Origin of the sequence: Chryseobacterium sp. (assembly GCF_008831505.1) — a bacterium.
Taxonomy (GTDB): Bacteria; Bacteroidota; Bacteroidia; order Flavobacteriales; family Weeksellaceae; genus Marnyiella.
Genome location: NZ_CP044507.1, coordinates 2,378,221 through 2,391,067 on the forward strand (window position 1 = coordinate 2,378,221; position 12,847 = coordinate 2,391,067).

The 12,847-nt window shown below is 45.0% G+C and carries 14 protein-coding genes; 8 read left to right on the top strand and 6 right to left on the bottom strand.

Features of this window, described 5'->3' with window-relative positions; translation table 11 throughout:
• The first annotated feature begins 60 nt into the window (after positions 1-60).
• From F7R58_RS11175 to F7R58_RS11185, 3 genes are read left to right on the top strand one after another with little or no spacing between them, the layout of a single operon-like run.
• Positions 61-777, top strand: a complete 717-nt coding sequence (locus tag F7R58_RS11175; RefSeq protein WP_158064995.1) for a phosphatase PAP2 family protein — start codon at positions 61-63, stop codon at positions 775-777.
• A 46-nt stretch (positions 778-823) separates the two neighbouring features.
• Positions 824-2,965: a S9 family peptidase gene (locus F7R58_RS11180; protein ID WP_158064996.1), complete on the top strand. Its 2,142-nt coding sequence runs from the start codon at positions 824-826 to the stop codon at positions 2,963-2,965.
• A 48-nt stretch (positions 2,966-3,013) separates the two neighbouring features.
• On the top strand, positions 3,014-3,640 hold the full coding sequence (locus tag F7R58_RS11185; RefSeq protein WP_158064997.1) for a DUF4919 domain-containing protein: 627 nt from the start codon (positions 3,014-3,016) through the stop codon (positions 3,638-3,640).
• Positions 3,641-3,679: 39 nt separating this feature from the next.
• On the opposite strand, the gene F7R58_RS11190 is transcribed toward F7R58_RS11185, so the two are convergent.
• Positions 3,680-5,821 carry a M3 family metallopeptidase gene (locus F7R58_RS11190; RefSeq protein ID WP_158064998.1) on the bottom strand — a complete coding sequence of 714 codons (2,142 nt, stop codon included), beginning with the start codon at positions 5,819-5,821 and terminating at the stop codon, positions 3,680-3,682.
• 74 nt (positions 5,822-5,895) lie between these two features.
• Here F7R58_RS11190 and F7R58_RS11195 point away from each other — a divergent pair, with 74 nt between their 5' ends.
• The 4 genes from F7R58_RS11195 (at position 5,896) to trmB (ending at position 9,343) form a co-directional block, all read left to right on the top strand.
• Positions 5,896-6,705, top strand: a complete 810-nt coding sequence (locus tag F7R58_RS11195) for a GIN domain-containing protein (RefSeq protein WP_158064999.1) — start codon at positions 5,896-5,898, stop codon at positions 6,703-6,705.
• Positions 6,706-6,828: 123 nt separating this feature from the next.
• Complete coding sequence (locus F7R58_RS11200; RefSeq protein WP_229723810.1) at positions 6,829-7,626, top strand: hypothetical protein; 798 nt, start codon at positions 6,829-6,831, stop codon at positions 7,624-7,626.
• 59 nt (positions 7,627-7,685) lie between these two features.
• A complete protein-coding gene (locus F7R58_RS11205) occupies positions 7,686-8,585 on the top strand; it encodes a DUF6759 domain-containing protein (protein ID WP_158065000.1) in 900 nt (299 codons plus the stop codon).
• Between the two features lie 74 nt (positions 8,586-8,659).
• Entirely contained in the window at positions 8,660-9,343 is a 684-nt protein-coding gene (gene trmB, locus F7R58_RS11210; protein WP_158065001.1) for a tRNA (guanosine(46)-N7)-methyltransferase TrmB, read from the top strand.
• Positions 9,344-9,420: 77 nt separating this feature from the next.
• On the opposite strand, the gene rpsB is transcribed toward trmB, so the two are convergent.
• The 4 genes from rpsB to F7R58_RS11230 form a co-directional block, all read right to left on the bottom strand.
• Positions 9,421-10,182, bottom strand: a complete 762-nt coding sequence (gene rpsB / locus F7R58_RS11215) for a 30S ribosomal protein S2 (RefSeq protein WP_158065002.1) — start codon at positions 10,180-10,182, stop codon at positions 9,421-9,423.
• Positions 10,183-10,361: 179 nt separating this feature from the next.
• Positions 10,362-10,748: a 30S ribosomal protein S9 gene (gene rpsI, locus F7R58_RS11220; protein ID WP_158065003.1), complete on the bottom strand. Its 387-nt coding sequence runs from the start codon at positions 10,746-10,748 to the stop codon at positions 10,362-10,364.
• 5 nt (positions 10,749-10,753) lie between these two features.
• Positions 10,754-11,209, bottom strand: coding sequence for a 50S ribosomal protein L13 (rplM, locus tag F7R58_RS11225; protein ID WP_158065004.1), 456 nt, complete (start codon positions 11,207-11,209; stop codon positions 10,754-10,756).
• A 171-nt stretch (positions 11,210-11,380) separates the two neighbouring features.
• Positions 11,381-11,713 (bottom strand): hypothetical protein, encoded by a 333-nt coding sequence (locus F7R58_RS11230; RefSeq protein ID WP_158065005.1) that lies wholly within the window; start codon positions 11,711-11,713, stop codon positions 11,381-11,383.
• A gap of 75 nt (positions 11,714-11,788) precedes the next feature.
• On the opposite strand from F7R58_RS11230, the gene F7R58_RS11235 reads away from it, so the two are divergent.
• Positions 11,789-12,163: a hypothetical protein gene (locus F7R58_RS11235; protein ID WP_158065006.1), complete on the top strand. Its 375-nt coding sequence runs from the start codon at positions 11,789-11,791 to the stop codon at positions 12,161-12,163.
• Between the two features lie 93 nt (positions 12,164-12,256).
• On the opposite strand, the gene F7R58_RS12975 is transcribed toward F7R58_RS11235, so the two are convergent.
• Positions 12,257-12,652, bottom strand: a complete 396-nt coding sequence (locus F7R58_RS12975) for a type ISP restriction/modification enzyme (RefSeq protein WP_229723811.1) — start codon at positions 12,650-12,652, stop codon at positions 12,257-12,259.
• Between the last annotated feature and the right edge of the window lie 195 nt (positions 12,653-12,847).

Here is a 12,847-nt window from a genome sequence, read left to right on the forward strand (position 1 = left end):
AATTATAAGGTATTTCTAATTTGGGGAAAATCTTTTTTTTAGCTTTATAAAAATATCCGCATGAGCAAAAGTGTCTATTTATGCCTGCTCTTCTTCGCCTTTAATACGGTCCAGGCCCAGATTACAGACAGCCTTCAGCCCCGGAGTTATCAGGTAGAATTCAGATATATCCAACTTTACATTCCTGCAGGACTGATGACCGCAGGTATTATATTGGATAGCAACAGGAAAGAATCGATAAAAAATGAAGTGGTTGAGGAAAGGAATGAACACCTATTCGCTTTTCAAAATCATTTGGACGATTATGCGCAATTCGCGCCGTTAGCAGCAGTATATGCATTTGAACTTGCAGGAATGGAAGCGCGCACCGACTGGAAGAACCGAACCGCCATTTTGCTGAAAGGCCAGCTGATTAACTTAGGTCTGGTGTATATCCTGAAAACATCACTGAAAAATATCCGGCCGGACGGAACCGCCTACTCATTTCCGTCCGGACATACCGCCAATGCCTTTGCCGGCGCTACTATCCTCAGCATTGAATATGGCAGGCGCTACAAATGGGTTCCCTACGCTTCCTATGGTCTCGCCACGGGCATCGGCGTTATGCGGATGGCAAACAATAAACATTATATTTCAGACGTTATTTTCGCGGCCGGACTCGGAATCCTCTCAATGAAAGCTGCTTACTGGTCACATCAGTACAAGTGGAACAAGGCCCCAAAAGCCGCAGACCCGATGCAGATGATCTATACAGCCGCCGCATTAACAAATCCTTAACACCTTCAATTATATTTCTTATTTTTAAGGCCTTAATGCTTAAATAATGAAATTTTCAAAATTATCCCTTTTATTCATAGCTCTGAGCAGTTTAACATTTGCTCAAAACCAGAAATACACGATGGCTGAAGCCGTAAACGGACTTCGGAGCAACCTGGCGGTAAAAGGTATATCCCAGTTCTCCTGGACAGATGATGCCAAAGCCTACATTCAGGGGAGCAAAAATGCCTATCTGATCACTGAAGTTCAGAGCATGAAATCAGACACCCTGGTTTCCCTGAGCCGCATCAACAAAAATCTCAGTACTGCAGACCGGCTGAAAAGCTTTCCAATGGTGAAATTCATCAGCCGAAATAAAGGTTATTTCACAAGGGACGGCAAGTACTTCTGGCTGGAACAGTCGGCAGGCAACTGGAAAATCAGTGAATGGACCGCACTGGACAAAGGCGCCGAAAACGTGACTGTTCTTTCTGATAACAAAAGCATAGTGTACACGGTTAAGAACAACCTGTACCTGAACAGAAACGGTAAGACGGTGAGCATAACAGATGATGCCGATGAAAACATCGTAAACGGTCAGTCTGTGCACCGTCAGGAGTTCGGCATCAGCAAGGGGATCTTTGCCGCACCTTCAAATGAAAAAATTGCCTTTTACAGAATGGATCAGGGCATGGTTACCGATTACCCGGTCATTGACTGGTCGGTAACACCGGCTCAAAACCGAAATATCAAATATCCAATGGCCGGAGGGGCATCTCACCATGTTTCGCTGGGGGTATACGATATCAAAAATGATAAAAAGATCTTCCTGGAGGTTGACGGTGATAAGGAGCAGTACCTGACCGCAGTGACCTGGAGCCCGGATTCGAAATACATTTTCATAGGCGTACTGAACCGAGACCAAAATCATATGAAAATGAACCAGTATGACGCGGCTACCGGTAAACTGGTTAAATTGCTTTTTGAGGAAAAATCCGATAAATATGTGGAACCTCAGCACGAACTATTATTTTTCCCCAATTCCAATACCGATTTCATCTGGCAAAGCCAGCGTACAGGCTATAACCATCTTTTCCACTACAATCTGGACAAAGGTCTGGTAGCGCAGTTAACGAAAGGTGACTGGCTGGTAACAGACATCCTGGGTTTCAATGAAAAAAGGAAGGAAATCTACTTCACATCCACAAAAGAAACGCCGCTGGAAAGACATCTTTACAGGGTGAACTGGAACAATTTCAAAATGCAGAGGCTGGACACCGCAGAAGGCATGCACACAGGCATTCTGAGCAAAGACGGTACACAGCTGTATGATATTTATACCAATGCGTCTACACCGCGCAGTGTGAATATCATCAACACAGGTACACTCAAGTCCAGAAACATTTTTACGGCCGAAAACCCTCTGAAGAATTACCTGAGACCCGAAATTAAGAACGTTACACTGACGGCAGACGACGGAACCCCTTTATACGGTAAGATTATTTTACCAACTGAGTTTGATCCCACAAAAAAGTATCCTACAATCGTTTACCTGTACAACGGTCCGCACCTGCAGTTGGTGACAAACAGCTTTCCCGCTTCAGGTAACCTCTGGTATGAGTATATGGCTCAGAACGGTTACGTTGTCTTTACGATGGATGGCCGGGGATCTTCTAACCGGGGACTTCAATTTGAACAGGCGGTGTTCCGCAACCTGGGTGAAACTGAAATGAAGGATCAGATAAAAGGTGTGGATTACCTGAAATCGCTTTCCTATGTTGATGTGGAGCGCATGGGAGTACACGGCTGGAGTTTTGGCGGATTTATGACAACCAGTTTAATGCTGAAACACCCGGAAATCTTCAGGGCAGGTGTTGCCGGTGGACCGGTCATAGACTGGAGTATGTATGAAGTGATGTATACCGAGCGGTATATGGACACTCCCCAAACCAATCCTGAAGGTTACAGACAGTCCAATCTGCTGGACAAGGTACAGAATCTGAAAGGTAAGCTCCTTATGATTCACGGTGCGCAGGACGATGTGGTGGTATGGCAGCATTCCGTAAACTTCCTGAAAGCCGCTGTAGATCATGGCATCCAACTGGATTATTTCGTATATCCCGGCCATGAGCATAACGTTCTCGGCAAGGACCGTGTGCATCTTATGCAAAAGGTCACCGATTATTTTGACCAGCATCTGAAAAACTAAAATTAATCCCGGCTCCGGTCGGGATTATTAGTCAAATTAAATCTGCATATGTTCAGGACCTTACTTCTGTTTTTAATGATTTCCGGAACTGCTGTCCAAGGTCAGGGAAAACCCGGAATGGCGGACATTGAGCATAATGTCCAGGATTCTGCTTCCGTATATTTCCACGAAAGACTGCTTTTCCGCTTCTTAACACTACCGTCACTTTTAAGTACTGAGGAAGGGCGTCATCTTTACTATGGACAGTACAAAATGCGGAAAAGAAACCCTGCTGAAGAAGAAAGAGCATTCTTTGAGCTGGTTTCGGCCAATAAATGCAGGGAAGCCATTGCCGCAGGTGAGCAGTTGCTGAAAACTGACCCCGTGAATCTGGAAATTTTGGGCAGGATCCTGCAATGCTACAGCACAGCCGACCGGGAAAATCCTCAGGGACCACACCGGTTCACTCAGTTCCGGATTCTCCTGGACGCGGCCTTAAGCAGTGCCACAGGACCCGAAACACACAAAACCTATACGGTAATGAACGTGGTGGATGAATATATTCTTGCCGGTACACAAGGTATAGATCTCATGCAGTTCAGGCGCCGTTCGCAGGCTGTTCCGGAAGGAATGATGGACCACTGGCGGAAAGGCCGCAGGAAAATTTCATTTCTTGTGATATATTCTGAAGAATGAATAATAAAAGACCGCTCAGTAATATGAACGGTCTTTTTTTTATTTGATGAAACCTTTGTTTATGAGTAATGGATTAAGGTCAGGATCCTTTCCTGTATAGTCCTTAAAGGCTTTGTTAAGGTCCACAGAATTTCCAACGGACAGAATATATTCGCGGAAACGGTCACCATTAGCACGTGTCATACCACCGTTCTTTACAATATAATCCCAGGCTGCGGCATTCAGGACGTCACTCCACATATAAGCGTAGTAGCCGGCGCTGTAACCACCGCCCCAAATATGGGCGAAATACGGTGAATGATATCTTGGCGGCACCTGCGGAAGGTTGAATCCATACTGGTTAAGGACCTTTTTCTCAAATTCAAGCGCCGGCAGAAGTTGGCTTTCATCAGTTACCGAATGCCAGTTCATATCCAGTGTCGCGGCGGACACCAGCTCGGTGGTCGAATAGCCCTGATTGAAGGAAGATGCCTTTTTTATCTTATCCACCAGGGTCTGTGGCATCGGCTTTTTTGTCTGGTAATGGATAGCATAGTTTTTTAGCACGCTGGGTTCCAGGGCAAAAAATTCGTTGATCTGCGAGGGGAATTCCACAAAGTCACGCGGTGTATTCGTTCCAGACACTGAAACGTATTTCTGATTGGCAAAAAGTCCATGTAAGGTATGGCCAAATTCATGGAACATGGTAGACACATCGTCATAAGAAATGAGCGAAGGCTTGCCCGGCGCAGGTTTCTGGTAATTGAAGACGTTGGTAATAACTGGCTTCTGGTTCAGCGCATGGGACTGATCTACAAAATTGCCCATCCAGGCGCCACCGCTTTTGTTGCTTCGGGTGTAGAAGTCCAGGTAATAGATGGCCAGCGATTTACCGTCGCGGTCGAAAACTTCATATGTGATAACATCCGGATGATAAACCGGCAGATCAGTCCTTTTCTTAAAAGTAATTCCATAGAACTGTTCCGCAGCGTAGAAAACTCCTTTTTCCAGCACAGTGTTCACTTCAAAATAAGGTTTGATTTCATTTTCATCCAGGTCATATTTGGCTTTCCGAACCTGTTCTGCGTAAAAATTCCAGTCCCACGGCGCTACGGTGAATCCACCCTTTTGTTTGTCAATAAGGGCCTGTATCTCCGCACTTTCCCGCTTGGCTGTTTCCACAGCAGGTGCGGCCAGTTGGGCCAGCAGATTCATAGCGGCGGCAGGATCCGGTGCCATCTGGTCCTGAAGCTTCCATTCGGCAAATGATTTTTTGCCCAGGAGCTGTGCTTTCTGAAGCCTCAATCGCGCCTGCTTTTCCAGAATGGCCCGCGTGTCATTGGCATCACCTTTTTCCGCACGTGTCCAGGAAGCTTTAAAGAGCTTCTCGCGCGTGGAGCGGTTTTTCAGATTCTGAAGCAGCGGCTGCTGCGTGGTATTCTGCAGTGCGAGAAGGTATTTTCCCTCATGACCGGCTGCCTTCGCGTCGGCCGCTGCAGCGGCGATTTCATCCGCCGACAGTCCGTCCAGTTCCTTAACATCAGAAATCACAAGACCACCCTGCTTCCTGGCCTCCAAAAGTTTGTTGCTGAACTGTGTGCTCAGCGTTGCCAATTCTTCATTAACCTTTTTCAGCTCCTCTTTCTTTTCGGGCGAAAGATCCGCACCGGCAATTTCAAATTTCTGGATATAATATTCGGCCAAACGCTTATCCTCTCCCGTCAGCTCATTAATATTTATAGCCTTTATCCTTTTATACAGCTTATCATTCAGGTAAATCTGATCTTCCTGTGCCGCAAATTTAGGCGCAAATTCTTCCTCCAGTTTCTGTAGCGTGGGATTGGTATTCGCACTGGTAAAATTAAAGAAGACAATTGACGCCCGCTTCAGGACTTCCCCGCTGTTTTCCAGTGCTGCCAGCGTATTCTCAAATGTAGGCGCTTGCGGATTTGAGGTAATTTTGTGAATTTCAAAAAGCTGCTGCTTCAAACCATATTCAAAAGCCGGGCGGAAATGTTCGTCCTTTATCTTATCAAATTCAGGAGCCTGATACTGCAGTTTACTTTTCGTCATAAAGGGGTTGGAGGCCAGTGCGGCATCCATCACCGGAGCTTCTATCTGGGTATTCTTATCATTCATCGTAGTACATGCTGAGGTTACGGTAAGTGCTGAGACCAGCAACAAACCAGGTAATCTGTTCATTTTCATAATATTTTACTGTGTGATATAAAGATATATTCTTTTTTTTAAATTTGAGTAAGCTAAAAACCAAAACCATGAAAACCATTATCCTGCCAACAATATCTGTTTTGCTGATGATTACCTCATGCGCGAAAATTAAAGTAGAGATGCCCGACAGCACTATAAGTACCGCGTCCGGAGAGAGAACCCAAAAGACCTACAATTATTCCTTTGATCAGTTAAAGGTATCAACAGGAATCACCGCCGACATTATAAAAGCGGAAAATGAAAAAATCGTTATTGAAGCCCCTGAAAAACTGATGGACAAGGTAAAGGTTGTCCAAAAGGACGGATTGGTAAGCATATTCATAGAATCCAACGGGATTTTTAAAAATATTTCGGCCGACGGAAATGTTCACGCCACTATTTATGCCAGAGATTTCTCTGCCGTCACTGCCGAATCTGCTGCAGATATCACGGTCCGGGACAAATTCCTTCAGGAAAAAATGGCTGTTGATGTCTCCAGTTCCGGATCTGTGAGCGGACATCTGGAAGCCAACGAATTCAGGATCAAGGCAGCCTCGGCAGCAGAATTTACCGGTCAGATCTGGGCACTTAACCTGGAAGCCGACCTTAGTTCGGGCGCCACGGTGAGCACCAAAGGCAAAGTGACTAACGCCAATGTGTCCGTAAGTTCCGGCAGCAGCTTTGAAGGCAGCAACACCTCCCTGCAGGAAGCGGACCTGGATGCTTCAAGCGGCGGAAGCGTGGTGGCAGGCGTTGTAAAAAGAGTTACTGCCAGGGCAAGTTCCGGAGGCAGCATTCAGATCAGGAAGCAAGCTGCGGATACCGAGGTGAACCTGAAGGAGAGCAGCGGTGGCAGCGTATCGGTAAGCGGTGACTGACAGGAAGTTAGACACCCATGTTCATGATTTAACATACAGCGGCAAAACTTTAACCTAACTTTAACCGCCCGAACCCATCCAAGGTCCGCCATGATGGGTATTTTCTCTTTATTTTTGCGGGATATGTTTAAAAAAGCTTGTCTGCTTTGGTTGATGATCACTGCAGTACATGTGATGGCCCAGTCAGTTAGCGGTGAAATCCTGATGAGGGATAACTCATCACTGTACCTGAATCAGATTTATGTGACCAACGTGAATGATCAGCGGAGCGTCCTGTCTGATGTAAACGGCAATTTCACAATTGCGGCGAAACCGGGCGATATCATCAGGTTTACTTCCATTGTGACCGAACGCAAAGATATTAAGGTTACCGACAACATGCTTCAGGGTAAACCTCTGCTGATTGAGCTTAAGATTGCTTATTATGAGATAGAGGAAATTGTCCTTAACCGTTTTAAACCTTCGGGAAACCTGAAGAAAGATGTTCTTGCGCTAAAAACCGGTGAAAAGGAAATGAAGCTGAAGGAAATGATCGGACTTCCGGAACCAAAAGGTGATGGTACGCCGCCTCAGCTGCCACTGCTGGGCATGGCCGGTGGGGGAATATCTTTAAGCGTAGACAGTTTTTACGACCTTATTTCCGGCGAAAAGCAAAAGAAGGAAAGACTTCAGGCCTATGAACGCATGTCCAGAAGCATTTCGAATATAAAGGAATATTTTGGACCTCAATATTTTGCTGAGCTTAAAATACCACCTCATCTGACAGATAATTTCCTTCAGTTTGTTTACAGTTCAGACAATCTGTATCCGTACGTCCTGGCCGGAAACTATGAGGGTACCAAAATCTATATTGAAAAATATCTGCCTATTTATCAGCGCCGGCTGAAAAACTCCAACCTGATGCAAACCACGCTGAACTGAATACTATAACGGAAACTTATCCGTTATTATACCTTTCTAAACAGAACCTCCCCTTGAACATGAAGAAATCACTTCTCTTTTTTACCCTGCTGCTTTTCTGTGCACTACCGGCACAAAAACGGATGAAGGACTACTCCAACATCATGAAAAGCACTAATATTTACGAAATAGATGCTTTCCTGAGAGACGCCCACGAGGACGATCCCCGGCGCTCCGTATTGAAGCCACGGCTTATGGATATGATCAGGGATTATATAAAGAACGCTCACCCAGACGACACCCGTGTAAAAGATATGCAGGAAAAACTGGCTTTGCTGAAGAGAAGACCTTCCACAAAAATAACCTTTGCGGAGATGAACGCAAACATCAGACAAAAGCAGATCAGGTTTTACCAGGAAGCCCTGGCCAGAGCGCAGCGCGCAGCCGCCAACCCGGAATTGGGCGCTCAGGCCAGAATCAAGGTAGAGACACCTGAAATTGACCGAAGTTTTGCAGTGGCGAAATCCCGTAGTTCAGCCGAAGCTGCTGCCATACGTGCCGCGAACAGAAACACATCGGGCGACGTAGCCGTAGCTCCAACAATGCCGACTAAGAGTATATCTACTGAGGCCGTAGCAGCCATAAATTCGGAGAAAGAGGAATTTGATCTGTTAATGAACCCCACCGTGCAGGAACATAAAAACCAAACGGTGAAGATCCTGAACGCGCTTTTTGACAATGATCCTACCAGCAAGGAAACAAGTGTGATGATCAAGAACAACTCCGACTGCGATATCATCATGCGGATGGAGGGTACAGGAAATACAAAATACAGGCTTGCCATTCCTGCGCGCAGCGAGAACACCATCGTCATACTGAAAGGTCAGTATCTCTTCTCCAGCCTGGTGTGCGGTGCGCAGTACGCCTCTCAAAAAACCGTACAGAAGGCCATTATGGTAACATTAGGTTCCTCGTCCTAAAGCCACGGCCAATAGCGCTTAAACTGCTTTCCTTTTTTGCTGTGGAAATGATTAAATTTGCACGATTTTAAATTATGGGCAAAAATAAACTCGCAAGATTCGAGGAGAACCGTATTCTCCCGAACGTTATACAGCCAACGCGCGCTGAAGCACTGGACAATTTTCATCTGAAAGGGAAATGGCGTTCTGAGATCTTTAAAAATGAAAACCCGATCGTAGTGGAACTTGGTTGTGGTAAAGGTGAATATTCAGTTGGATTGGCCAAGGCATTTCCGGAGAAAAACTTCATCGGAATTGATATTAAAGGTGCCCGGTTTTGGTTTGGCGCCAAAGAGGCAACAGAGAAGAATATGAAGAATGTAGCCTTTCTGCGCACACAGATTGAACTTCTGGACTGCTTTTTTGAGGAGAATGAGGTTGATGAGATCTGGATTACCTTTCCGGACCCGCAAATCAAATACAGAAGGACCAAGCACCGTATGACCCACCCCGACTTTCTGGAACGCTACAGAAAGGTACTGAAGCCTGAAGGCATTGTGCACCTTAAGACCGATTCAGAATTTCTGCACGGTTATACACTCGGAATCTTACAGGGATCAGGACACGAGATCCTGACCGCTCATCATGATATTTACGGCGCGCCGGAATATGAACCCAACACCGAACATCTGCGCGAAATAAAGACCTATTATGAGGAGCTATTTTCCTCCAAAGGAAAAACCATCACCTATATCAAATTCAGGTTCAGGCAGGACTGATATTCAGTCAGAACTGCATCAAAAAACAAAAAACCCGGCTCCTAAGAACCGGGTTTAAGTTTATATAAGACAAAATCTTATTCAGCGTCGAAATCCGCATCAGCATCAGCTGATACTTTTTCGCCTTCTTCTTTTGATTTTTCCTTATCAGCTTTTCTCTGGGAAAGACCGTCTTTGATGGATTCTGAAACTACGCTCAGGATCATGTCGATAGATTTGGAAGCATCATCATTTCCAGGAATCACGAAGTCTACTTTTCTTGGGTCAGAGTTCGTATCTACGATAGCAAATACCGGAATACCCAATTTCTTAGCTTCAGTTACTGCGATGTGCTCTCTCATGATATCAACAACAAAGATTGCAGAAGGAAGCCTCACCATGTCTGAAATAGAACCTAAGTTCTTCTCCAGGTTCGCACGCTGGCGGTCTACCTGAAGTCTTTCTTTCTTGGATAAAGTTTCGAAAGTACCGTCTTTCTTCATTTTATCAATGTGGTTCATCTTCTTAACAGCTTTACGGATAGTTACGAAGTTCGTAAGCATACCGCCTGGCCATCTTTCAGTGATGAAAGGCATATTAAGTTCAGCAGCGTGTTTAGCCACTACTTCTTTCGCCTGCTTTTTAGTAGCTACGAAAAGAACTTTTTTGCCTGCAGAGGTGATTTTTTCCAAAGCGGAGCACGCTTCGTCCAATTTCACTGCTGTTTTATGTAGGTCTACGATGTGAATACCGTTTTTCTCCATAAAGATGTATGGAGCCATATTTGGATTCCACTTGCGGGTCATGTGACCGAAGTGTACACCTGCCTCTAAAAGGTCTTTAACATTTGCTTTTGCCATGTCGCTTTTTTGTTTTTAGTTTACGTTCCGCTTTTGTGCAATCAACTGGTCTTTAGATGGGAGAACAGTTTGGGTGCTAAACTAAACGGGCATTTTTTGAATTAGATAATAGATTAACAGACATGAGACACAGGATAAAAAAATCTCCAATCTCCTGTCTCCAAATCTCGCGTCTTGAATTAACGTTTTGAGAACTGGAATCTCTTTCTTGCTTTCTTCTGACCTGGTTTCTTTCTTTCCACCATTCTTGCGTCTCTGGTAAGCAGGCCGTGAGGCTTAAGTGCCAACCTGTGCTCTGCGTTGATTTCGCAAAGAGCTCTGGAAACTGCCAGTCTGATCGCTTCTGCCTGACCTGTATTACCGCCACCGAAAACATTTACGGTAACATCATACTGTCCTGCAGTTTCTGTCAAAATGAAAGGCTGGTTCAGTTTATAAACCATTACATCTGTAGAGAAGTATTCTTTAGCATCCTTACGGTTTACAGTGATGTTTCCGGTACCCGGCTTCACGTAAACTCTGGCTACTGAAGTTTTTCTTCTTCCAATTTTATGAACTGTAGACATATTAATTATTTAAATTCGTTAATATTAATAGTTTTTGGCTGCTGAGCTTCATGTTTGTGTTCAGTTCCTTCATACAGATAAAGGTTCTTGAACAGCTGAGATCCCAGTTTGTTCTTTGGAAGCATACCTTTAAGGGATTTTTCCAGAACCTTCATCGGATCTTTTTTCAATAGCTCTTCAGCTGTCTGCGACTTCTGTCCACCAGGATAACCTGTATGCCAGATGTAAGTCTTGTCAGCCCACTTGTTTCCGGAAAGAGTAATCTTTCCAGCATTCAAAACGATTACATTGTCTCCGCAATCTGCGTGAGGTGTAAAATTCGTTTTGTGCTTACCTCTCAAAATCTTTGCAACCTTGGAAGCTAATCTTCCTAAAGGCTGTCCTTCAGCGTCTACCACAACCCATTCTTTATTAGCGGTAGCTTTGTTAGCTGAAACGGTTTTGTAACTTAATGTATTCACACTTTTTCGTTTACGATTAAACATAATTTTCCCCAAAAGGGTGTGCAAAGGTAAAGAATAATTTTCAAATTGGAAATCTTTTCAGAAAGATTGTGTTAAGCTTTTGAAAATGTTAGGTTTATTAGCAGCAAACAACATGATGTTTTGTTAATTTGCTCATGCTCTGAATACCTAATTTCTCAGCGATTTGCTGCTCCTGAAACTTGCGATCAGATAATAGGCAACAAAAACCATGGAAAATTTAATGACGGAGGGAACCGCCATTTCTACATTAAAAAAGAGCAGTCCTACACCAACCAGTACAGCAATTCCTAAAAATGAAATCCCCAGCTTTTGCGGAAGGGTAAATTTCAGGTCATCCAGAAAATAAGCCATTCCCCAGGCAGAACCGAAGGCAGCACCGTAATAAAGGTCAAGTTGCCAACCCTGACTTCCAAGCAGATAGTGGTTCAGTAAGAAGCTTATTGCGGTTCCGGCAATGAAATATAAAAGAGCACGCTGCATGAGATTTTGTTTCCGCAAAAATAATTAATTAATTGCGAACAGGCTATTTGTTTATATTTGGCAAAATTCGCTTCCATGAAACTTCGCCTATTTGCATTTGTGATCCTATGTTTCGCTTTAACTTCCTGTCAGCAGATTATTGATAATTACTGGGACCGAAAGGAGGAGGAAAACTTTACTTCCTCCTATATGGGCATCTATAAAGGAAATTATTCCGGAGATGAAACCGGTACACTAACCATAGAGGTCTCGGATAAGGGCTACGTGACCCTCACCAAGGTCTCTCCCACCGGAAGCGAAACCCATACGAGCGGGATAGCCCGCGAAGATGGTGCACTGCAGTCTGTTGCATTGCCATCCGGGTTTACGCTTTACGGTAACCTCATTACCAAATCCGGAACTTGGAAGACGGGAATTTTGAAGGGTAATTGGTCTGTGGTAAAACAATAAGAAACCGCTCAGCTCCATACAGCAGCCTTCTTTTTAAACTATGGTCGAACAACACCTGGTGCGCCATAGCCACCCGGGTTTTCGGTAGCCATCTTAGATCACTCCCGCTTCATCAATCTCCTCCATCAGCCTTTCCGTGTTGCTCACTGCATAAATCATTTTTTGGTAATGCAGCACATCCTGGAAATCCAGTGTGCGGCGTTTGCGGTCTTTGAGCCATTTCTGCGCGGGTTGGTAACCGCCTATGTAGAAGTTCTGAGCATTTTCGGGAATGTTATCGAAGTATTGAGCGGCGCTGCTGTACACGCGGCCGACGGCTTCAAGAGCCTCAGTCACCGTACCCTGCGCTGAACTGCGCTCGGACCCTGTGGCCTTCAAAGGGGTCGGGAGTTTCTCCACCACATTCTCCTCTTTTGAAAAAGCTACAACGCTCCGCGGAAAATACCTTCTTCGGGGTCTTGCACTGGAGTTATTGCCGCGCTTCTTCACGAATGAAGGTTTTATGGCATCCCTTCCCCAACGAACCGCGACCACCGCCTCACCAACACCTGGATCTTCAACACGAAAAAGGCGGGCTGAAGTGGATCAGCCGGCCTTCAATATTAAAAAACGCTAAGCACTTGTATACAATACTTTGGCACTATTGCAGTTGCGGCGCTTTCTGAAGAAGTTGTTTGCCTCCGC

Excerpts from the sequence above, each read along its gene's own strand:
- F7R58_RS11180 (WP_158064996.1), top strand. The coding sequence starts at position 824 with ATGAAATTTTCAAAATTATCCCTTTTATTCATAGCTCTGAGCAGTTTA.
- rpsB (WP_158065002.1), bottom strand. The coding sequence starts at position 10,182 with ATGGCAAAAGCAAATGTTAAAGACCTTTTAGAGGCAGGTGTACACTTC.
- F7R58_RS11200 (WP_229723810.1), top strand. The coding sequence starts at position 6,829 with ATGTTTAAAAAAGCTTGTCTGCTTTGGTTGATGATCACTGCAGTACAT.
- rpsI (WP_158065003.1), bottom strand. The coding sequence starts at position 10,748 with ATGTCTACAGTTCATAAAATTGGAAGAAGAAAAACTTCAGTAGCCAGA.
- F7R58_RS11235 (WP_158065006.1), top strand. The coding sequence starts at position 11,789 with ATGAAACTTCGCCTATTTGCATTTGTGATCCTATGTTTCGCTTTAACT.
- F7R58_RS11230 (WP_158065005.1), bottom strand. The coding sequence starts at position 11,713 with ATGCAGCGTGCTCTTTTATATTTCATTGCCGGAACCGCAATAAGCTTC.
- F7R58_RS11205 (WP_158065000.1), top strand. The coding sequence starts at position 7,686 with ATGAAGAAATCACTTCTCTTTTTTACCCTGCTGCTTTTCTGTGCACTA.
- F7R58_RS11190 (WP_158064998.1), bottom strand. The coding sequence starts at position 5,821 with ATGAACAGATTACCTGGTTTGTTGCTGGTCTCAGCACTTACCGTAACC.
- F7R58_RS11185 (WP_158064997.1), top strand. The coding sequence starts at position 3,014 with ATGTTCAGGACCTTACTTCTGTTTTTAATGATTTCCGGAACTGCTGTC.
- trmB (WP_158065001.1), top strand. The coding sequence starts at position 8,660 with ATGGGCAAAAATAAACTCGCAAGATTCGAGGAGAACCGTATTCTCCCG.
- F7R58_RS11195 (WP_158064999.1), top strand. The coding sequence starts at position 5,896 with ATGAAAACCATTATCCTGCCAACAATATCTGTTTTGCTGATGATTACC.
- F7R58_RS11175 (WP_158064995.1), top strand. The coding sequence starts at position 61 with ATGAGCAAAAGTGTCTATTTATGCCTGCTCTTCTTCGCCTTTAATACG.